The sequence below is a fragment of the Geminocystis sp. genome (assembly GCF_041753295.1).
In the GTDB taxonomy this organism is placed as follows: domain Bacteria; phylum Cyanobacteriota; class Cyanobacteriia; order Cyanobacteriales; family Cyanobacteriaceae; genus Geminocystis.
Window position 1 is genome coordinate 1 of record NZ_JBGSUU010000097.1, and the last position, 22,643, is coordinate 22,643.

Annotated in this window: 17 protein-coding genes; 15 read left to right on the forward strand and 2 right to left on the reverse strand. The window is 33.1% G+C overall.

Translation table 11 applies throughout. From position 1 onward, the window contains the following. The first annotated feature begins 258 nt into the window (after nucleotides 1-258). From ACEW8E_RS10905 to ACEW8E_RS10960, 12 genes are all read left to right on the forward strand, one after another. Nucleotides 259-1,554 carry a glycosyltransferase family 4 protein gene (locus ACEW8E_RS10905; RefSeq protein WP_373480371.1) on the forward strand — a complete coding sequence of 432 codons (1,296 nt, stop codon included), beginning with the start codon at nucleotides 259-261 and terminating at the stop codon, nucleotides 1,552-1,554. 3 nt (nucleotides 1,555-1,557) lie between these two features. After that, nucleotides 1,558-3,306, forward strand: a complete 1,749-nt coding sequence (locus ACEW8E_RS10910; RefSeq protein ID WP_373480372.1) for a glycosyltransferase family 2 protein — start codon at nucleotides 1,558-1,560, stop codon at nucleotides 3,304-3,306. Between the two features lie 30 nt (nucleotides 3,307-3,336). Continuing rightward, on the forward strand, nucleotides 3,337-4,248 hold the full coding sequence (locus tag ACEW8E_RS10915; RefSeq protein WP_373480373.1) for a hypothetical protein: 912 nt from the start codon (nucleotides 3,337-3,339) through the stop codon (nucleotides 4,246-4,248). 176 nt (nucleotides 4,249-4,424) lie between these two features. Beyond that, nucleotides 4,425-4,841, forward strand: a complete 417-nt coding sequence (gene ruvX / locus ACEW8E_RS10920; RefSeq protein ID WP_373480374.1) for a Holliday junction resolvase RuvX — start codon at nucleotides 4,425-4,427, stop codon at nucleotides 4,839-4,841. Between the two features lie 202 nt (nucleotides 4,842-5,043). Beyond that, nucleotides 5,044-6,336, forward strand: coding sequence for a UDP-N-acetylglucosamine 1-carboxyvinyltransferase (murA, locus tag ACEW8E_RS10925; protein ID WP_373480404.1), 1,293 nt, complete (start codon nucleotides 5,044-5,046; stop codon nucleotides 6,334-6,336). A gap of 176 nt (nucleotides 6,337-6,512) precedes the next feature. Further along, on the forward strand, nucleotides 6,513-7,526 hold the full coding sequence (gene hpnH / locus ACEW8E_RS10930; RefSeq protein ID WP_373480375.1) for an adenosyl-hopene transferase HpnH: 1,014 nt from the start codon (nucleotides 6,513-6,515) through the stop codon (nucleotides 7,524-7,526). A gap of 355 nt (nucleotides 7,527-7,881) precedes the next feature. Beyond that, complete coding sequence (locus tag ACEW8E_RS10935) at nucleotides 7,882-8,247, forward strand: response regulator transcription factor (RefSeq protein ID WP_373480376.1); 366 nt, start codon at nucleotides 7,882-7,884, stop codon at nucleotides 8,245-8,247. Nucleotides 8,248-8,509: 262 nt separating this feature from the next. Beyond that, nucleotides 8,510-9,013 (forward strand): chemotaxis protein CheW, encoded by a 504-nt coding sequence (locus ACEW8E_RS10940; protein ID WP_373480405.1) that lies wholly within the window; start codon nucleotides 8,510-8,512, stop codon nucleotides 9,011-9,013. 60 nt (nucleotides 9,014-9,073) lie between these two features. After that, on the forward strand, nucleotides 9,074-11,788 hold the full coding sequence (locus ACEW8E_RS10945) for a methyl-accepting chemotaxis protein (RefSeq protein WP_373480377.1): 2,715 nt from the start codon (nucleotides 9,074-9,076) through the stop codon (nucleotides 11,786-11,788). Between the two features lie 120 nt (nucleotides 11,789-11,908). After that, nucleotides 11,909-12,673: an MlaE family lipid ABC transporter permease subunit gene (locus tag ACEW8E_RS10950; protein ID WP_373480378.1), complete on the forward strand. Its 765-nt coding sequence runs from the start codon at nucleotides 11,909-11,911 to the stop codon at nucleotides 12,671-12,673. Nucleotides 12,674-12,894: 221 nt separating this feature from the next. Further along, a complete protein-coding gene (locus ACEW8E_RS10955; protein ID WP_373480379.1) occupies nucleotides 12,895-13,830 on the forward strand; it encodes an NAD-dependent epimerase/dehydratase family protein in 936 nt (311 codons plus the stop codon). Between the two features lie 247 nt (nucleotides 13,831-14,077). Next, nucleotides 14,078-15,769, forward strand: a complete 1,692-nt coding sequence (locus ACEW8E_RS10960) for an NAD+ synthase (RefSeq protein WP_373480380.1) — start codon at nucleotides 14,078-14,080, stop codon at nucleotides 15,767-15,769. 85 nt (nucleotides 15,770-15,854) lie between these two features. Here ACEW8E_RS10960 and ACEW8E_RS10965 read toward each other — a convergent pair whose 3' ends face one another. Beyond that, nucleotides 15,855-16,286, reverse strand: a complete 432-nt coding sequence (locus ACEW8E_RS10965) for a VOC family protein (protein WP_373480406.1) — start codon at nucleotides 16,284-16,286, stop codon at nucleotides 15,855-15,857. 132 nt (nucleotides 16,287-16,418) lie between these two features. Here ACEW8E_RS10965 and dmeF point away from each other — a divergent pair, with 132 nt between their 5' ends. The 3 genes from dmeF (at nucleotide 16,419) to ACEW8E_RS10980 (ending at nucleotide 20,649) form a co-directional block, all read left to right on the forward strand. Beyond that, nucleotides 16,419-17,339 carry a CDF family Co(II)/Ni(II) efflux transporter DmeF gene (gene dmeF, locus ACEW8E_RS10970; RefSeq protein ID WP_373480381.1) on the forward strand — a complete coding sequence of 307 codons (921 nt, stop codon included), beginning with the start codon at nucleotides 16,419-16,421 and terminating at the stop codon, nucleotides 17,337-17,339. A 204-nt stretch (nucleotides 17,340-17,543) separates the two neighbouring features. Continuing rightward, nucleotides 17,544-19,265 carry an ABC transporter permease gene (locus ACEW8E_RS10975; RefSeq protein ID WP_373480382.1) on the forward strand — a complete coding sequence of 574 codons (1,722 nt, stop codon included), beginning with the start codon at nucleotides 17,544-17,546 and terminating at the stop codon, nucleotides 19,263-19,265. A gap of 55 nt (nucleotides 19,266-19,320) precedes the next feature. Further along, a complete protein-coding gene (locus ACEW8E_RS10980) occupies nucleotides 19,321-20,649 on the forward strand; it encodes a nitrate/sulfonate/bicarbonate ABC transporter ATP-binding protein (protein WP_373480383.1) in 1,329 nt (442 codons plus the stop codon). Here the strand turns inward: ACEW8E_RS10980 and uvrB are convergent. Next, nucleotides 20,635-22,626 carry an excinuclease ABC subunit UvrB gene (uvrB, locus tag ACEW8E_RS10985; RefSeq protein WP_373480384.1) on the reverse strand — a complete coding sequence of 664 codons (1,992 nt, stop codon included), beginning with the start codon at nucleotides 22,624-22,626 and terminating at the stop codon, nucleotides 20,635-20,637. The two genes, ACEW8E_RS10980 and uvrB, sit on opposite strands and share 15 nt — an antisense overlap. Nucleotides 22,627-22,643 lie beyond the last annotated feature (17 nt).

The window sequence follows — 22,643 nt, forward strand, 5'->3', positions numbered from 1 at the left end:
ACTGGATCTATTTTTTGACACCAGCGATTAAAACATGGTGGCATTGATGAAGATGTTGTTTCTTTCATTTTGACCTAAAAACGTTATAATACAAAAATTATAACCTAATTTCTTTTATCGTTTTGTTTAAGTACCGTTATAAATTTCAATATTTTTCTCGCCGATGTGCTTTTCATAAAGGTAAATATTCATCTCGAACAGATAATCTAATAGAAAGAATTGTTTATTAACTTATCTAAAAATATTTAATCAGTCATTATGGAAATTCTATATGATATATCTTTGTTAGGAATAGGCCATTATGGGTCAAAATCTGGACTTTTTCGAGTGGCAGAAAGTTTTCTCCGTCAAATAAAAATTGAGCATAATTATAACTTAAAATTTTGTAGTAGTTTATCTTTTGAAACTTGGATAAAATCATTAGATTACTTAGAATCTAATCGTGATTTTTATCCTATATTATTTGTGAGTCAAACAACAAAAACAAACTATCGGCGAAATCTGTATCAATTAGGAAAAAAAGTCATGAATATAGTTCACAAATTTGGTTTGTTTGAAGATAGATTTTTGCCTTATAGTCTTTTAAAATTACTCGATTATAATTTTAATTGTTTAGATACCAATGACTTAAAATCAGTCAATATTTATCATTCTTTTTATCACGGTTTTCCTCAAGTTATTAAAAATAATAAGAATATTATTAAGTTTATAACTGTACATGATATAATTCCTTTTTTATACCCACATTTTCTAGGAATAAATGGTCAATCATTAAAGTTTGATAGCAATTTTAATCTGAAAGAGTCACTAGATAGCATCGATGAAGATACTTGGATTTTATGTGTATCCAATTCGACTAAAAATGACTTATGTAATTATCTTCGAGAAAAAATTGATCAAGATAAGGTATTAGTAATTTATCCTGCCGCAAGTAAACTTTTTACCCCTTGTTTAGATGAAGAAAAAATAGCTATAACTCAACAAAAATATAGCATCCCATCTGCACCTTATATTTTAAGTTTAAGTACATTAGAACCGAGAAAAAATATTGAACATACAATTCGTTGTTTTGCGAAATTAATTAAACAAGAAAAAATTGATGATTTATATTTAGTTTTAGTAGGTAATAAGGGTTGGAATTATGACAACATTTTTAAGACTATTTCTGAGAATAGTTATCTTCAAAAGCGAATTATTGTGACTGGTTATATTCCTGATGAAGATATAGCAGTGATTTACAGTGGTGCATTATTATTTGTTTATCCTTCTTTCTATGAAGGTTTTGGTTTACCTCCCTTAGAAGCAATGCAATGTGGAGTTCCTGTTATAACTTCTAATACTTCTTCTTTAGCTGAAGTAGTAGGAGATGCAGGGATAATGCTTAATCCTACCGATGTTGATGCACTTTGTGACAATATGCTCAAAATTTATAATGATACTGATTGGAGACAAAATTTATCGCTAAAATCAAAACAACAAGCTGAGAAATTCAGTTGGGCAAAATCAGTACAAGAAACTATTTCAGCTTATCAAAAATCACTTAATCTAGTCTGAAAAATGTTAGTAAATCTGGATAAATTTAAAAGTAATTTACGTTTTTATTATGGTAAGTTTTTCCCTCGTTTTCAAGCCATTAATGGGGCCAAATCTTCAAGGGTTTTTCATGCTTCTTTAGTGCATCAAGGTAAAGTTGTCCCTAATTCAGGAATTCACCATTATTTTTATCGAGATATTATTGATAATAATAAAAATTATCCTCTTATATCTTGTATATTAATTAGAAAAAGTAGTTTTCCTATAGTGGAAGCATCAATTAATTGTTTTATTAACCAAAATTATCCCAATAAAGAATTAATAATTATTGATAATTTAGCCGATAAACAACTACCAATTTATATAAAAAAAATTAACCATTCTCAAATTATTTATCTCAATTTAATTAATAATAATTACACCTTTGATGATTTACAAAATATCGCTTGGGAAAAAGTATCGGGAGATTATATTTGTCAATGGGATGATTGTCATTTAGCTGATGCAATGAGGTTAAAACGACAAATGATAGGAATAGAAAAATTAGATACTTTAGCTTGTTTATTAGAGCGTTGTTTTTTTTGGTTAATATCAGAAAAATCTTTTGCTATTTCACCCCGTAGAATTTGGCATAATTCTTTACTTTGTGCTAAATCTTTATTAGCTGATGATCCCATAAAATACATAACTAATGATAGTGCTTTAGTGGTAAATCTTTTACAAAAATATCCCATAGCATTATTAGATCAACCTCAATTATATGTTGATGTTATCTCAAGAGATAAAAAATTAGAATATTCTCAATATTGGAATAATAACAGTGAAAATTTTAATCCTATTTATTATGAAGAAATGTTGAGAGAATTACAAAAAAGATTTATTATAAGTGAGAATGATCTAAAATGCCTTGAGAAACAAGAGAATGTAAATATTTTTGGTCAAAAAAAACTAAATTTAGATGCTCAAGAAAGTCGAGGAATAATTATTAACTTGAAAGAAAACGAAACTGAGATTAAAGGGGAAAATTGGTTAAAAGAAAAATGGTATTCTGTGGGTATTGTTATTAGTTGTTATAATCGTCCTCAATATTTAGAATTAACTTTGGATAGTGTAAAAAAAAGCAAGATTAATAACAGTATAATTTATCTAGTTGACGATCATAGTGATAATGAAATAACTATCAATTTAATTAACAGTTTTATGATGGAAAATATTCCCGTCTTTAAAATTTTTAAGTCTCAAAATAAGGGTATAGGAGATAGTTTAAAACGGGGTTGGGATTTTTTAGTTAATCATTGTGATTTTTTATGTAATTTAGATTCTGATGTGTTGGTTAAACCCCAATGGCTTGATAGTCTTCAAAATTTATATATTAAATATAGCAACCTTCATGGCGATCGTCAAATAATTATAACAGGATTTAATACCAGTAATCATCAAACATTATGGGAAAAGGATGATTATGTAGTAAAACAAACCATCGGCGGTGTTAATATGTTTCTTCACACGTCCCTGTATTACAAATATTTTAGAAATGCACTAGAAAATCATAGTATTGCTTACTCTTGGGACCATACCATGATTGATCAGTTTTATAACTGGGAATTACAAACAACGGATAAAGTGCGTTGTCTCAAGGAAACCGCCCCTACTATTCCTAAAACATCAGTATTATTATCGACTAAACCCTCTGTGATTCAGCATATAGGTATTGAAGGGTTACATGGAAATATTTACAGTTGTGATCAAGCAGAAGATTTTGAACAAGACTAATCAACTAAGATAACAATATTAATGATACCTATGAATTTTATTAGAAAAATAGTCAATCAATTTCAGCCAAAATCTCTTGTTAAATCAAGTTTAAAAGAAAAAATAGCCATTGATAGTGTAGAAAAGGCTATTAATAATAAAATTGAGCGTATTTCCTTAAATTACAATGATTTACCCAAGATATTAATTCTTACTCCTGTTAAAGATGGAGAAAAATTTTTACCTCAATATATGGATAATCTTTTTACTCTTAGTTACCCTCATGATAGAATTTCTTTGGGATTTCTGGAGAGTGATAGTTGCGATCGCACATTTTCCTATTTACAAGATTATATCTCAAAACTGGAGAAGGAATTCAGAAAAGTACATCTTTATCAACGACATTTTAATTACTATCTGAGAAAACCCCGTTGGGATGTTAGTATTCAATATCAAAGACGAGCCATTATGGCAAAAAGTCGGAATATTTTATGTCATCAAGCTCTTAAAGAAGAAGATTGGGTACTATGGATAGATGTAGATGTCAAACATTACCCTTTTGATATTATTGAAAAATTTTTAGAAACAGGGAAGGATATTATTGTACCTAATTGTGTATTTGAGAAAAATGGTAGAACTTATGATCTTAATACCTTTAAAATTAAATCAGATGCCATTAACAAAGATTGGAGTGTGTATTTGGTTGACAACATTATACAACCTCCAAAAGGAGAAGGGCGACTTTATCTTGAAGATTTGAGACAATATGAAATTATAGAAGTAGATGGAGTAGGAGGCACAATGTTACTAATTAAAGCAGAAATTCACAGGGAAGGGCTGAATTTTCCCAGTTTTAGTTATAAACATTATATCGAAACAGAAGGATTAGCAATGATGGCAAAAGATATGGGTTATAGTTGTTGGGGATTACCACAACTAGAGATTATTCATAGTAGTCATTAAATTTAAACTAGAAAAAGAATTATTTTTACATCCTATTATACTTCTCTCAAAATATAAGTTTCTAATTGATTATTTCTCCTCATAAATCCTAAAACATCTATTCTTTTACTTTTTACCTCTTGCCTGACTTCTTTAGAGAAGTTTATTATATTTAGTGGAAGTAACCAAAATTATTAATGAAAAGAATAGCAGTATTAGGATTAGATGTCGGCTTAAGAAGAGTTGGAGTCGCTGGTTGTGACGGTTTAGGATTATTAGCTACGGAATTAACTACCGTTACTCGTACTTCCTTTAAAAATGATGTAGAAGTTTTCCGTCAAATAGTCAACGAAAGAGAAGCCACTTTATTAGTAGTAGGAATGCCTTACACTATGAATGGAGAAATGGGATTTCAGGCAAAACAGGTGATGAAATATGCCAAAAGATTAAGTAACGCTTTAGGTTTACCCTTAGATTTTGTTGATGAAAGACTTACTTCTATTGAAGCAGAAGAGCAACTTCGAGAGAGTAAAAAATTTTCTCACTATAATAAAGGCTTAATCGATAAACGAGCAGCCGCTATAATTTTACAACAATGGTTAGATGATAATTAACAAAAAATAATTACAGTCTATTTCAATTTTTTACTAATCAATCAATCGAGTATGAGAGAAATATTCTGAGAAAAATGTAACAAAAGGTGATTTATCAGGTAGAATCAAGACGAAATTGTGACAAAAGTTTATATTAAAAGGATTAAAAAAGGAGGACAAAATTATAAATACTTCTACAGAAACTCTCATATCTAATAACATCATTTCTAACTCCACTCCTCAACCAGCATTAGAAATTATTGGCAGACATTCCCTCAACGGTGAAGTAAAAATAAGTGGTGCGAAAAACTCCGCTTTAGCTATCATGGCAGGTACATTACTTTGTGGTGATGATTGTCGTTTATCTAATATGCCCTGTCTTGCAGATATTAACACTATGGGGCAAGTTTTAGCCTCCCTTGGGGTTAAAATCAAAAAAACGGGTTCAACTTGGGAATTTAATCCCCGTGATTTAAAGGCAGTAAAAGCTCCCTATGATTTAGTATCTCAATTACGAGCTAGTTTCTTTGTAATTGGTCCTATTTTAACCCGATTAGGTGTAGCACAAGTTCCTTTACCCGGCGGTTGTGCTATCGGTTCACGTCCCGTAGAGCTTCATGTAAGAGGATTACAGGCTATGGGAGCAAATGTAATTATAGAACATGGTGTAGTTAATGCTTCCGTAAAAGGTAGTAGTGGGCGTTTGAAAGGAGCAAATATTTTCCTTGATTATCCCAGTGTTGGTGCTACAGAAACCATCATTATGGCGGCTACCCTCGCCGAGGGTGAAACTGTCATAAAAAATGCTGCTAAAGAGCCAGAAATTGTTGATTTAGCTAACTTCTGTAATAGTATGGGAGCAAAAATTACTGGAGCTGGTACGGACACTATCATAATTCAAGGTGTTTCACGATTACACAGTACTGATTATGAAATTATACCTGATCGCATTGAAGCTGGTACTTTTCTTGTCGCTGGAGCTATTACCCATTCAGAAATTTTAGTTACCTCGATCAATTATGATCACCTTATTCCCGCTATTGCCAAATTAGAGGAAATTGGTTGTCGAGTATTAAGAGAAGATGAAACTACCTTACGCACAATTCCGGGTGCATTGAAAGCTAGTGACGTTGAAACTTTACCACATCCGGGTTTTCCCACAGATATGCAAGCACAATTTATGGCACTTTTAACCATTAGTGAGGGTAATAGTTTAGTTACCGAAACCGTGTTTGAAAATCGCTTACGTCATGTAGCTGAATTGAAACGACTAGGAGCTAATATTAAAGTTAAAGGTAATTCTGCCCTTGTTTGCGGTGTACCGATGTTATCAGGTGCGCCTGTTATGGCAACGGATTTAAGAGCTTCTGCTGCCCTTGTGATCGCAGGTTTAGCGGCTGATGGTAAGACTATCGTACAAGGTTTACAGCATCTTGATCGTGGTTATGAAAATTTAGAGCAAAAATTACAAGGTTTAGGCGCAAAAATTCAACGCCTCCCTCATTACCAACCCTAATTTTTCACCTAAACGCTAGGGGATTAGTAATTAGGATTTATTACCACGGAGAATCAGAATCAAAAAGCTATTAAAACCAAGCATGATCATTGACAACTCCCCATTTCCTTTCTAATTCCTATTAAGAGGGTGAAACCAATTCACCTCTACAGTATTCCTCATTACTTATAAAATAAATGGCAGTACAATTACAACAGGCGATGGCCGTCGGAACATATATATTAAAGCAAAAATTACAAGGGAAAAAACGTTTTCCGTTAGTGTTAATGTTAGAACCATTATTTAGGTGTAATTTAGCTTGTCCGGGTTGTGGTAAAATTCAACATCCCCTCGAAATTCTTAAACAATATTTGAGCCCTGAAGATTGCTTTAAAGCAGTAGAAGAATGCGGTGCTCCCGTTGTTTCCATCCCCGGAGGTGAACCTTTATTACACCCACAAATGGACGAAATTGTCAAGGGTTTAGTAGCAAGAAATAAATTCATTTATCTATGTACAAACGGCATTTTATTAGAAGAAAAATTACACTTATTTGAACCTTCCCCTTACCTAACTTTTAGTGTACATCTTGACGGTTTAAAAGACACCCATGATCATTGTGTTAACCGTGAAGGAGTTTTTGATACAGCCGTTAAAGCCATTAAAACCGCCAAAGCTCAAGGATTTCGAGTAACTACCAATACCACTGTATTTGAAGGGACAAATCCTCAAGAAATGCAAGAATTTTTCGATTTTCTGGAAACCCTTAATACCGATGGAATGATGATTTCCCCCGGTTATAGTTATGATTGGGCTCCAGATCAAGAACACTTCTTAAAACGAGAGCAAACAAAAGAATTATTCAGAAAAATCTTAAATCCTTGGAAAAATAACCAGAAAAACTGGAATTTTAATCATAATCCTCTGTTTTTAGATTTTTTAATGGGAGAAAAAGATTATGAATGTACTCCGTGGGGAAGTCCTAGTTATAGCGTTTTAGGATGGCAAAAACCTTGTTATCTGCTCAATGAAGGCTATTATCAAAGTTATCAAGAATTATTAGATAACACTGATTGGGATAATTACGGTCAAAAAAGTGGTAATCCTAAATGTGCTGATTGTATGGTACATTGTGGTTATGAACCTACGGCGGCTATGGATGCTTTAAAAATACAAAATACTGGTAGAGCAATTACTAGCTTATTTCGTTAGTAAAAAGTCAAATTTTTTAGATAGTTTTCTAAACTAGGATTTAAAAATTGATAATAATAAAACCTGAGTTCGAGATTAAAAACCTTTTAGAATAAGTGCTAGTTCGTAATAAGTGTTCAAATTTTAGGTACGGAAAATAATTAAATAAAGGTAAATAATAGTAAAAAATGAATTTATCATAAGTTTAAATCAATTCTTCTTACTATCTCCTATCTCCCTATTCCACTAAAATTTTATGGTGCACTGAGGTTTTATTAGATTTTTACTCCTCTATTCCTTGATTTTTTTTGATAGAAATCAGAGATTGTCAATCAGCATATACAATTATGGTAAAAGCATAAGTATAGTAATAATTATGAGTACAGTGTTGCTTGTCGAAGATAGTCTATCGACGAGAAAAATGATTAGTGAGTTATTAATAAAACAAGGATTAAAAGTAGAGGTGGCCGTTGACGGAGTTGAAGCATTAGAAATATTACCAACCATTAGTCCAGATCTTGTGGTATTAGATATAGTTATGCCTAAAATGAACGGTTATGAAGTTTGTCGTAATATTAAATCAAATCCAAAAACAAAAAATGTACCTGTGTTAATTTGTTCTTCAAAAGGAGAAGATTTTGATCGCTATTGGGGTATGAAACAAGGAGCTGATGCTTATATTGCAAAACCTTTTCAACCAAAAGAACTAATTGCTACCATTAAACAATTGTTGAAAAGATAAAGTTAAAATAAATAGGTAAGTAAATTTATGGAATGATGAGATTAAGTGATAATGAAAGAGTATTTTTGGATCAAGATCAGAAATTTATATTTTTGTTGGGGAAAATTCCTTTATTATTTATCTTAGTGACATTTTAAATAGTGTCAAAAAATATTGAAAATTTAGTCATGATATTTCTTTCTTTAATAATTAATTATGCTCACCAAAAATCAATCATACAGTAAAAGAGAAAATGGCTGAGAATCAAAACTATTCAGAATCAATGAATAATGCTCAAATTCCTCTAGCCTTAGAAGATCAAGGAGTAGAAGCCCCTGAAGGTGAGCTACATCTACTTTTTGTTTTGCCTTCAGGAGATGAGTTTGCTCTACCTGCGGCGGGGATCAGAGAGGTAATGCAACAAGAACCTGAAAGAATTACGCCGATTCCCAATGCTTCTCCTTTACTACTAGGCACAATTAATCTTCGAGGAGAAATTATTTGGGTAGCTGACTTAGGGCAGTTTTTGGGTTATCCTAATATGTTAAATACGGACAAAACAGAAATACCTGTTATTGCCATAGAAGAACAAGAAACCATTTTAGCATTAGCGGTAGAAAGTTTAGGGGCTATGCAGTGGTTAGACGTGGATACCTTACAAATACCTCAAAATGTACCTGATCATATTGCACCTTATGTTCAAGGAGAATGGGTAAATGAAAAAAATCACTATGTGAGACTTTTAGATCAAATTGCTATTCTTCGCTCTGCTCGTTGGGTAGCATAAACTAGATAAATAAATCACCAACATTAAATAAAGAATTTAGCAATTGACGGAGAAGACACAATGGCATCAGAAACCGATTATCAACAAAGATTTGGACAGGCTCAAACAGCTTATCTTGAAGGTGATTTAGAAACAGCTAGTCGTATTACTGAAGCAGTTATAGAAGATTACCCTAACGAACCTAGTCTTTTATTACTCAAAGGTCATATTTGTTTACGTCAAGAAAAATATGATATTGCTAAAGCTACCTATAAAACAGTCCTTGAATTAACAGATCATCAAGATTTGGTTAATATAGCTCATCAAGGTTTAACACAAATAGAAGAAGAAGAACAATTAGAAGATTTTTATCCCTCGGAAGTAGAAGAACCGATTTTTGAGGATGATATAGAAGAAATTGATGATGATGAACCAAATGATAATTGGACCAGTAGCATTCAATTTGACACTATTGATTGGGATGCCGATGATTTAGAAGAAGAAGAAATAGAAGATCCCACTTTACAACAAAATACTCCTTTCCAGAAAGATTTTTCCAATACTCCACCGAAACAAAAATCTTCTTCCTCAGAAAAAGAACATATATTTGATCAACCTTTATTTGCTGATGATGACGAGGAGGATGATCATACCGCCGCAAGTATGGATGATAATTACAAAAAACCTAGTAATCATAATTCTAATGTACCGCCTATGTCTGATGACTTATTGGCTATGAATTTTGATGATTCTGATTTTAATTATGATGATTCTGATTTTAATGATGATGGAATGCAAGACAGTGGTACTCCGACTTTTGTAGTGTCATCAGAAGAACCACATTTTAGTGATTTTGAGCAAATGTTAACAGGAGGTGCTAATCTTCTTGGTGATTTTGATGAAGATTTTGGAGATTACAGTTCAGAGTTACAACCTTTAACTTCGACAACTCAAGTACCTTCGTCTTTCAAAACGGAATTGAGTAATGATGATGATCCTTTAGTATCTGAAGGGGAAGATAATTTCTTTTTTGCACCTGATGATTTAGACGATATTCCTGATATTGATGCTGATGAGTTGCCTGTATCTAGTATCTTTACAAAAGAACAACGACAAGAGAAAAGTTTTCCTAATGTCATTGATGCTGATGATAGTGTTTTTGATAATGATTTTGATAATGAAATTACGGGAAGTTTCAGTTTTGATACCGATAAATTAAATATTGATATGGAAGAGGATGATATTAGTGTTTCATCTTCTCTATCAGATATATCCACAGCTCCTTCTTCCTTAAATGCGTCTCCAGAGGTAGAAATTCCTCAAGGAAGTCTGGCTAAATATTTTGATTTGCCTTTATTTAGAAAACAATTAATTCATGGTGGAATAACTGGTTTAATTACGTTTTTAGTGGTATTCACTGTCAGTGGTTTTCAAGGTAAAACTACCCCTACAAAATCTACAGAAAATAAGCCCAAGGCACAAAAGGAAAATGTTGTTAACCCTTCTCAAGGACTTCCTTTTGCTCAAAAATTCTTTTTAAGTTTAATGGCAGGTATAGCAGGAGGAGGTACAACGGTAGGGATGGGCTATTTAATGACTAACCATATTAAACGTTATATTAATGATTTACAAAATCAATTTGAGTCGGTTTATCAAGGTGATTATGAAGTTAGAGCAACGGTTTATTCTCAAGATGAATTTGGTACTTTAGCCGCAGGATTTAACCAAATGGCGAAAATGATCAATACTACTACCACAGAAGCAAGAAAACGGGCGGAAGAAACCGAAAGAGCGAGGGAAGATTTACAACGTCAAGTTATTCGCCTTCTTGATGACGTGGAAGGAGCAGCAAGGGGAGATTTAACGGTACAAGCGGAAGTAACGGCGGACGTTTTAGGGGCAGTGGCCGATGCTTTTAACTTAACGATTACCAACCTACGGAAAATTGTTAAACAAGTAAAACAGGCGGCGGTTCAAGTAAACAAAGCTAGTACAGATAGTGAACTATTCGCTCGAAATCAGTCTAGTGATGCCTTGAGAATGGCGGAGGAGTTGGCAGTAACTCTTAATTCTGTACAAATGATGACGGACTCCATTCAAAGGGTTGCAGAAAACGCTAGGGAAGCGGAAGAAGTGGCTCGTTCTTCTAGTGTTACAGCTCTTAAAGGTGGGGATGCGGTGGAAAGAACTGTAGCAGGTATTTTACAAATTAGGGAAACGGTATCAGAAACTACTCGTAAAGTAAAACGATTAGCGGAAGCATCTCAACAAATTTCTACCATTGTGGCAGTTATCTCTCAAATTTCTTCTCGTACTAACCTTCTGGCGTTAAATGCTTCGATTCAGGCAGCACGGGCAGGAGAAGCTGGTAGAGGTTTTGCTATCGTTGCGGATGAAGTTCGACAGTTAGCAGATCGTTCGGCTAAATCTTTACAAGAAATTGAGCAAATCGTATTACAAATTCAAACGGAAACAGGATCGGTAATGACGGCTATGGAAGAAGGTATCCAGCAAGTACGAGATGTTACGGAAAGATCAGAACAGGCAAAACGAAGCCTCGAAGATATTATTCAAGTATCGAATCGTATTGATGCTTTAGTACGCTCTATTACAGCCGATACTGATGAACAAAGAGAAAACTCCAGAGGGGTAGCCAAAGTAATGCAGGCCGTTGAATTGACTGCTCAAGCTACTTCTCAAGAATCTCAACGGGTTGCAGGTTCGTTACAGAATCTTGTGGGTATTGCAAAAGATCTCATTTCTTCGGTAGAACGTTTTAAAGTAGAAGGGAAATAATTAATTAACAATTAACAATCTTTGATGAATTATGAATGATGAATTATGAATTATGAATTATGAATTAATTACTCCTATCTCCTATCTCCTATTCTCCTATCTCCTATTCTCCTATTTAAAGTGAATAAAGTATTTGAAAGGTTACTATCAGGGTTATTTTTAACAGGACAAATTTTAGTACATATCTTACAAGCTAAAATCTATCGTCTCAATAGCTTAGAGCAAATGGCTTTTGTCGGACCAGCATCATTACCCATTGCTTTAATTACTTCAGCCTCTGTGGGTATGGTATTTACTATTCAAGTGGCTAGAGAATTTATCTATTTTGGTGCAACTAGCGCTGTGGGAGGTGTATTGGCCATCGCCTTAACCCGTGAATTAGCCCCAGTTTTAACGGCGGTGGTATTAGCAGGAAGGGTGGGAAGTGCTTTTGCTGCGGAAATTGGCACGATGAAAGTAACAGAACAAATTGACGCTTTATATATCTTAAAAACTGATCCTATTGACTATTTAGTCACTCCCAGAGTCATTGCTTGTGCTTTAATGTTACCTGTTTTAAGCATTCTCTCATTATCCGTAGGTATGGCGGCAGGTTTGATGATTTCCGATTCTCTTTATGATATTTCTAGTTCGATTTTTCTCGATTCTGTTAAAAATTTTCTCAAAACTTGGGATATTGTTGTTTGTGTAATTAAATCGATGGTTTTTGGTGCTTTAATTGCTATTATCGGCTGTAATTGGGGTTTAACTACCAGTGGCGGTGCTAAAGGTGTGGGGCGATCGACTACTGAAGCGGTGGTTATTTCTTTGATTGCTATTTTTGTGACGAATTTTTTTCTGTCGTGGTTAATGTTTCAAGGTACAGGAAGTGCGGTGATTGAATAATGAATAATGGGAGTTAAAGTTACTTCTACCTGATTTTGAATAGCTGATAAGAATTCCAATAAACCATCTCCTAATAAATTAACATCAAAAGTTTTTTTGACATAGTCATAATTAAACTGTTGATATAGCCTTATTATAAGAAAAGAGATAGGCTAGAAAAAAGTCACGATTGATAGATAATTGATAGTTAGTTCAAAATTTTATTTAAAAATAGTTTATTTATGCGTATTCTGATCATGGGAGGCACTCGTTTTATTGGTGTTTCTCTTACTAAAGTTTTAGTGGCTCAAGGTCATGAAGTTGTTTTGTTTAATCGTGGCAATAAACCTTGTCCCGTTGACGGTGTTAATCAAATTCACTGCGATCGCCAAGATATAACTCAAGTAAAGGATAAGTTAAAAGGACAAAAATTTGATGCGATTTTCGACAATAATGGGCGAGAATTAAGCGATACTCAACCTTTGGTTGAATTATTTAAAGATAAAATCTCTCATTTTATATATGTTAGTTCGGCTGGTGTTTATTTACCATCAGAACAAATGCCCCATGGTGAAAATGATCCCGTTGATCCACAAAGTCGTCACAAGGGTAAATATGAAACGGAGGAATATCTCAAAAATCAGGCTATTCCTTTTACTTCTATTCGCCCTGTTTATATTTATGGTTCGGGGAATTATAATGATTTAGAAGCGTGGTTTTTTGATCGTTTAGTGCGTAATTTACCTATTTTAATCCCTAATGGTGGTTTACATATTACTCAATTTGGGCATGTATCAGATTTAGCTATGGCAATGAGTAAAGTATTAGGTAATGGTAACGCCATCGGACAAATTTATAACGTTTCTGGCGATCGCTATGTTACCTTTAAGGGATTAGCTTTAGCTTGTGGAGAAGCAATGGGGAAAAAACCAGAAGAAATACAGATCAAATATTATGATCCTGCTAAACTTAATTTAGGTAAAAGAAAAGTATTTCCCATTAGAATGCAACACTTTTTTACAGATATTTCTAAAGCTCAAAAAGAGTTAAATTGGCAACCTAAATATGATTTAGTGTCAGGATTAAAAGAGTCTTTTGAAAATGATTATTTACCATCAGGTAGAGATAAAATTGACATAGATTTTTCTCTTGATCAAGAAATTTTAAGTCAAATCTAAGTAGGGTGGATAATGGTCACAATTTATGTTTTTTTGTACCTTTATAAAAGAAGATTTATATAGAAATAATATTTTCTCCGCCCCCTAACCCCCAATTCTGGGGGAACTCCATGACTTTTTCTCCGCCCCCTAACCCCCAATTCTGGGGATTTCAATGACTTTTCTCCCTAAACTTGGGGATTAAAAATGCAAAAGCGTAAGTTTTATATAGATACTTTTTTAAGTCAAATTTTACTAAATTATAACTATGAAAATAGCGATTGCTCAACTAAATCCTACCATAGGAGATATAGAAAATAACGCAAAAAAAATTAAAAAACAAGCAATATTAGCTAATAAAGAAGGGGCAAACTTACTATTAACTCCTGAATTATCTATTTGTGGTTATCCTCCTAGGGATTTACTTTTAAATCATAGTTTTATTCATGCCATAGAAACAAAATTACAACGATTAGCTTTAGAAATTCCTCCAGAAATTTATGTTTTAATCGGTACAATAACTTTTAATTCTCTTGCCCAAAAAGAAGGAAAAAAACCCCTTTATAATAGTGTGGTTTTAATTAATAATGGTAAGATTAAACAAACTTATAATAAAAGACTTTTACCTACTTATGATGTTTTTGAAGAAGATCGTTATTTTAGTGCAGGAAATGAGGTTAATTATTTTACTTTAAATGATGTCAAAATAGGGGTAACAATTTGTGAAGATTTATGGAATGATGAGCAATTTTGGGGTAAAAAAAGTTATGGGATTAACCCCATTCAAGAATTAGTTAATGAGAATATAGATTTAATTATTAACTTGTCTGCTTCTCCTTATATTGTGGGAAAACAAAAAGTAAGAGAAGCGATGTTAAAACATCTTGTTACTAAATATAAAAAACCGATTATTTATGTCAATCAAGTAGGTGGAAATGATGACTTAATTTTTGATGGTTTTAGTTGTGCTATTAATAAAAAAGAGGAAATAATTACTAGATGTCAACCTTATCAAGAAGATTTAGCTTATCTAAATTTTGAAACAAATAATCATGATTTAACATCTAATTATATTCATAACTTAATTACTTCAGAAGAAAAAGAAATATATCAAGCCTTAGTTTTAGGAGTAAAAGATTATGCTCAAAAATGTGGTTTTAGTCAAGCAATTTTAGGTTTAAGTGGTGGCATTGATTCTGCTTTAGTGGCAACTATCGCCGTTTCTGCTTTAGGAAAAGATAATGTTTTTGCTGTTTTAATGCCTTCTCCTTACAGTTCGCAACATTCTGTTATTGATGCTGAAAAATTAGTTAATAATTTAGGTATAAAAAGTGAAAAAATTTCTATTCAAGAAGCAATGAATAGTTTTGATTTATTATTAAATCCCTTGTTTAAAAATACAGATTTTGGCATTGCAGAAGAAAATTTGCAGTCAAGAATTAGAGGCACTTTATTAATGGCGATCGCCAATAAATTTGGTCATTTATTATTATCAACGGGGAATAAATCAGAGATGGCGGTGGGATATTGCACTCTTTATGGAGATATGAATGGAGGATTAGCGGTTATTGGAGATGTGCCGAAAACAAAAGTATTTAATATTTGTAAATGGATTAATAGAAAGGAAGAAATAATCCCGAATAATATTATTATAAAACCCCCAAGTGCAGAATTAAAACCTAATCAAAAAGATGAAGATTCATTGCCACCTTATCATATTTTAGATGATATTTTAGAACGTTATATAACTCAACATCAATCTATTCATGATATTGAAAAAGTCGGGCATAATTTAGAAACTATTAAAAAAGTAATAAAATTAGTTAACCGTACCGAGTTTAAACGTAAACAAGCTCCTCCTGTACTTAAAATAACAGATCGTGCATTTGGTACGGGTTGGAAAATGCCTATTGCCTATCGCTTAAATATAGAAAATAATCTCTATAGTAATCCTATTTGAATCCTAAGAAAATAATAAGTTAATTCCCCCAAAATGAGGGGTTAGGAGGGCAAAAATTCTCACAAATAATTTACTCTTATACTAATTATCTATCTCCTATGGATAAAATATGATTAGCACCAAAAATAGCTTCATAATGACGATAAAATTTTAATTCAATAATATTATAAAAAGGATCTTGTAAAAAAAAGGTTTTATGTTCGGTTAATTCATTTTTAAACCTTAATTTCGGTGTTTGATATAACTCTAAGTTATGATAATTGCATCTTTTTAATAAAGTATCCCAATCAGATTCATTGGTAAAAATTAAACCAAAATGACGAGGATAAATATTAGCTGGAGGTGTTAAATTTTCTGTGGTAATATGTCCGACTAATTGATGTCCATAAAAATCAAAAATAACAGCGTGTTGATTTTCTCTACCTATTTTTGAACCTAAAATATTACTATAAAAAATTTTCGCTTTCTCAATATTATTAATAGGAATTGCTAAATGAAAAATAACTTTATCCATAATAAAACTAAATATTTTTTGACTAATAATTTATAATTAATAAAATAAAGTAATAACCGTAAATACTATAATAAATTCATTAAAAACTCTCAATTTACCTAAAAGATTTTTACTTTTAGTTTAAAATTTTTAAAGATGCACTATCACACTTTAGAAAAATGGCAACATTCTCATAATTTTGTCATAGAAGATCAACATCAAGGCGAAAAAAAGACTTTAATTGTCTTGGGAATTACTTTTATTACCATGATAGCCGAAATTATTGCTGGAACTACTTTTGGTTCAATGGCATTATTGGCGGATGGTTGGCATATGGCCACTCATGTTGGTGCTTTTAGTATTACTGTATTAACCTATCGTTATGCTCGTATTAATGCCTATAATCCTAAATATACTTTTGGCACGGGGAAAGTTACTGTTTTAGGCGGTTTTGCTAGTGCGATCGCATTATCAGTAATTGCTTTAATTACGGGCATTGAGTCAATAGTTCGTTTGTTTCAACCTCAAGAAATACAGTTTAATCAAGCTATTTATGTAGCTATTTTAGGGTTAATCGTCAATATTGCAAGTGCTTTTTTATTACAAGAACATCACCATCATGATCACCATAATGATCACCATGATCATAACCTTCAAGCAGCATATTTTCACGTTTTAGCCGATGCTTTAACCTCGGTATTAGCAATTATTGCCTTATTAAGTGCCAGAGAATGGGGTTGGCTTTGGATGGATTCTGTCATGGGATTAGTGGCTACCCTAGTTATTGGTAAATGGGCATGGGGTTTAATTGGTGAAACATCGACTATGTTACTTGACGGCACTGTCAATCAAAAAACCAAACTAGAAATTGCTAATATTATTGAATCAGATGCTGATAATCGCATTGTAGATTTACATTTTTGGAATATCAGTGAAAACTATTTCTCGGCGACAATTTCCCTTGTGACTCATAATCCACAAACCCCTGAATATTATAAAAATTTACTCAAAAATATACCTAATTTATCTCATATTTTGATTGAAGTAAATCTTTGTGATGATGAAAACTGTCAATAAGCAAAGGGTAAATTTCTATCTACTATCTCCCCGTTTCCTTTTATCTCCCATCTCCCCCCGTTTCCTTTTATCTCCTATCTCCTATCCTTATGTAAGATTTTATGGTTTACTGAGTTAGATAAATCAGAGGATCGATTTTTGATAACTAAGCAGTATAATTTCTAGGGATATAATTCCCCTCAGTGTAATCTTTATCACATTTTTATGAAAACTTTTCCTACTCCTGAAACATTACGAAGATTTCCTTTCGGATTGGCGGATATAGTTGTCATTCTCGGTACATTAGTTCTATTAGCCATTATCGCAAAATTAGGGCAGGGAACTTTAGTAACATTTCGCCCTCCTGATGTATTGCCAACCGTAGATCTTGGTGTAGAAAACTTAGTTTATTATACTGGTAGATCAACTTTAAGGATGTTTATTGCTCTATTTTGTTCTACCGTCTTTACTTTAATATATGGGTATATTGCGGCTAATAGTGCTAAAGCGGAAAGAATCATGATTCCTCTGCTTGACATTCTACAATCTGTACCAGTTTTAGGTTTTTTGTCTATCACCGTTACAGGTTTTATTGCTTTATTCCCGGGTAGTTTATTAGGATTAGAAGCCGCATCTATTTTCGCTATTTTTACTAGCCAAGTCTGGAATATGACTTTTTCTTTTTATCAATCTTTAAAAACTGTCCCCAAAGAATTACAAGAAGCTGCTGTTTTATATCAATTATCGGGTTGGCAAAAATTTGTCAAACTAGAAGTGCCTTCAGCTACTATTGGATTACTTTGGAACGCTATGATGAGTTTTGGTGGAGGTTGGTTTTTTGTGACAGCTAGTGAGGCTATTAGTGTTTTAAATCAAGAATACACTTTACCCGGTATTGGTTCTTATCTAGCTATGGCGATCGCCCAAGAAAATATGATGGCATTAGGAGAGGCATTAGTAGCCATGACTATAATGATTATTCTAGTAGATCAATTCTTTTGGCGGCCATTAATTGCTTGGTCAGATAAATTTCGATTGGAACAGAGTGCATCGGTAAATGTAATAGAATCATGGGTTTATGACATTTTAACTACCGCTAGAATTCCCACCTTAGTAGCACAAAGTCTAACTCCTTTCACCGATAGAGTTAATGAAGTTTTATCCGCATTAAGTAAACCTTCAAAACAAGACAAAAAAACTGTTTCGAGTAACAGTGAAACTATTTATAACATCACCTTATGGTTAATTCTCGGTATTTTAATCGCCTTAATCTTACACTTTATTATCTCCACCGTTGGCATAGGAGAAATTTTCCGAGTGTTAGGATTAGGATTTTTAACATTACTCAGAGTAACATTTTTACTTATTTTTGCCACCTTAATTTGGACTCCCATAGGAGTAGCCATCGGCTTTAATCCTAAATTAGCCAACTTTTTACAACCCGTAGTTCAATTTTTAGCCTCTTTTCCTGCTAACTTTATTTTTCCTTTTGCCACTTTATTTTTTATCCGTTTTAACATCAGTCTTGATTGGGGTAGTATCTTATTAATGGCTTTAGGCGCACAATGGTATATTCTTTTTAACTCCATCGCAGGGGCTCAAAGTATTCCCACAGATTTAAGAGAAATGTCTAAAGATATAGGCTTAAAAGGGTGGCAACGGTGGCAAAAATTGATTATCCCCGGTATTTTTTCTGCTTGGGTGACAGGCGGAGTTACCGCTAGTGGTGGTGCTTGGAATGCTAGTATTATAGCCGAAGTAGTTAGTTGGGGATCAAATACCTTAGTTGCAGAAGGATTAGGCTCATATATTACCGAAGCTACAGAAACGGGAGATTGGCCTCGTATTGCTTTAGGTATAGCTATCATGAGTTTATTTGTGGTAGGTATAAATCGTTTCTTTTGGCGCAAACTCTATAAATTGGCTGAAGAAAAATATCATTTATAAAAATCAATAGTTAAAAACTAAATCATTTATTATTATCTATAATAATCTCAAAATTATGACACAAACTGAAACTCTTATTAGTGTAGAAAAAGTCTCGAAAAGTTTTCCCTTACCCGATGGCAAAGGAGAATTTACTGTTTTAAAAGACATTAATTTAACCATCAATTCTGGAGAAGTTGTCGCATTATTAGGGCGTAGTGGTAGCGGTAAAAGTACTTTATTGAGAATCATGGCTGGATTAATTCCACCGAGTCAGGGTAGAGTTTTAAGTAACGGTGTGCCTTTACATGGTTCAAATTCTGATGTCGCAATGGTATTTCAGAGTTTTGCTCTTTTACCTTGGTTAACAGTTCAAGAAAATGTAGAATTAGGATTAGAGGCACAAGGAGTTAAACGGGCGGAAAGAGGAAGAAAAGCCCTCAAAGCCATTGATTTAGTGGGTTTAGATGGTTTTGAAAGTGCTTACCCTAAAGAGTTATCAGGAGGCATGAAACAAAGAGTTGGTTTTGCTAGAGCTTTTGTTTTGCAACCTCAAGTATTATTTATGGATGAGCCGTTTAGTGCCTTAGATGTCTTGACTTCGGAAAACCTACGGGGTGAAATTGATGATCTTTGGAATGCCCAAACTTTTCCTTCTCAAAGTATTTTAATCGTAACTCATAACATTGAAGAAGCGGTATTTTTAGCTGATAGAATCATTATTCTAGGCTCTAATCCGGGTATCATTAGGGGAGATGTCAAAGTGGATTTACCAAGATCGCGCGATCGCAATAGTGAAGAATTTAAAGACTTGGTTAACTATATCTATACTGCCATGACGAATCCCCAAATTGAAGTCATAGATCAAAAAACCATAACAAGTGACACTACAAGCGGTATAACGGAATCTCCCTATACTTATCCGTTACCCCATGTCAGAGTAGGAGGAATTAGTGGTTTATTAGAACTCATTGTAGAACAAAAAGACGGCATTGATGATATTCCGATCTTAGCAGAACGTTTACAATTAGCTGTAGATGATTTATTACCTATTCTCGATGGCGCTGTTTTATTAGGTTTTGCTGAAGTAGCCGACGGTGATATTAAACTTACTGATATAGGGGAAGATTTCGCTACCACCACGATATTACGCAGTAAAGATATTTTCCGACAACAAGTTTTAAAAAGAGTGCCAATTTTCAATAGTATTCTACAAACTTTACGAGAAAAACGCAATGGTTCAATGAGAGCAGATTTTTTCCTTGATTTATGGGATGATTACTTCCCAAAAGCAGAAGCTGAACGTCAGTTTGCGACAGCCATAGATTGGGGACGTTATGGGGAATTATTCGAGTATGATGCTAGTGAAGAGCGTCTTTATCTTTCAGAATTACAAACTCAATAACTTCGAGCGTAAATTTTTAATTTTATCCCGATATTCAGCCGCTTTTTCAAACTCTAAGTTTTTAGCGGCTTTTTGCATTTCTTCTTCAAATTGTTTAATTAAATTAGGTATTTTATCTAAAGTTATTTCTTCTAAATAAGTAGAAACTTCTTCTAATTCCTGTTGATTTAATTTTCTTGATATATCTAAATATTCTAAAATTGAGTTACCAGATTTTTTAATAATAGATTGAGGAATAATGTTATTTTCTTGATTATATTTAAGCTGAATTTCTCGACGACGATTAGTTTCATTGATGGCTTTTTCCATACTTTGAGTGAAGTTATCAGCGTATAAAATTGCTTGTCCATTTACATGACGTGCTGCCCTTCCCATAGTCTGAATTAATGATTTTTCTGATCTTAAAAAACCCTCTTTATCTGCATCTAAAATAATGACTAAAGATACTTCTGGTAAGTCTAAACCTTCCCTTAATAAATTTACTCCAATTAAGACATCAAAATCTCCTGCTCTTAATCCTTGTAAAATTTCAATTCTTTCAATAGATTGAATCTCTGAATGTAAATATTGTACATTTATCCCTCGTTCTTGTAAATATTCCGTCAAATCTTCTGACATTCGCTTCGTTAAAGTAGTAATTAAAACTCGTTCTTTTTTACTAATTCGCTCTTTTATTTCCGAAAATAAGTCATCTATTTGTCCCTCGCTAGGTCTTACAAAAACTTGAGGATCTAAAATGCCTGTAGGGCGAATAATTTGCTCAAAAATTTGATTATTTGATTGCTCAAGTTCCCAATTACTAGGAGTAGCTGAAACGAAAATACATTGTTTCACTTTTTGCCAAAATTCCTCAGCTTTTAAGGGGCGATTATCCGCCGCACTAGGTAAACGAAAACCATGATCAATTAACACTTTTTTCCTTGCTTGATCTCCGTTATACATTCCTCTAATTTGTGGTACAGTTACATGGGATTCATCTACTACTAAAAGCCAATCTTCAGGGAAATAATCCACTAAACAATCGGGAGATTCTCCTGTTTTTCTTCCTGTTAAATGACGAGAATAATTTTCAACACCGTTACAATATCCTACCTCTTTTAACATCTCTAAATCATAGTTAGTTTTTTGTTTTAATCTTTGTGCTTCCACTAATTTTCCTTGTTTTTCAAACTCTATTAATCTTTCTTCTAATTCTTCTTTAATATCGGCGATCACTTGTTCTACCCGTTCCTGTGGTGTTACAAAATGCTTGGCAGGATAGATATTAATCTGCTCTAATTCTTGTAATAATTGACCAGTAACAGGGTCTAAAAGAGAAATTGCTTCGATTTCATCTCCAAAAAATTCGACTCGTATAACTCGATCTTCATAGGCTGGGACAACTTCTAAGACATCTCCTTTGATTCTAAAAGTAGCACGACGCAAATCAACATCATTGCGAGTATATTGCACATTAACTAAATCTCGAAGGAGTTGACGAGGATCATATTCTTGGTTAAGGTGTAAAGGAATAGAGGCTTTGAGATATTCAACGGGCATTCCCAAACCGTAAATACAACTAATAGAAGCCACCACAATAACATCTTTTCTTTCAAATAAAGATCTTGTGGCAGAATGTCTTAACATATCAATCTCATCATTAATAGATGAACTTTTCTCGATGTAAGTATCGGTAACAGCGATATATGCTTCTGGTTGGTAATAGTCGTAATAACTAACGAAATATTCTACGGCATTATGAGGAAAAAATTGCCTTAATTCATTACAAAGTTGAGCCGCAAGGGTTTTATTATGGGCTAATACTAAAGTTGGTTTTTGATGGTTTGCAATAGTACAAGCAATAGTATAAGTTTTCCCCGTACCCGTTGCACCTAGTAAAGTTTGAAAACGATTACCCCATTGCAATGATTTTACCATAGATGCAATGGCGGTTGGTTGATCTCCCGTAGGTTTAAAAGGTGCGTGTAAGGTAAACATGAATTAGGAATTTTCCT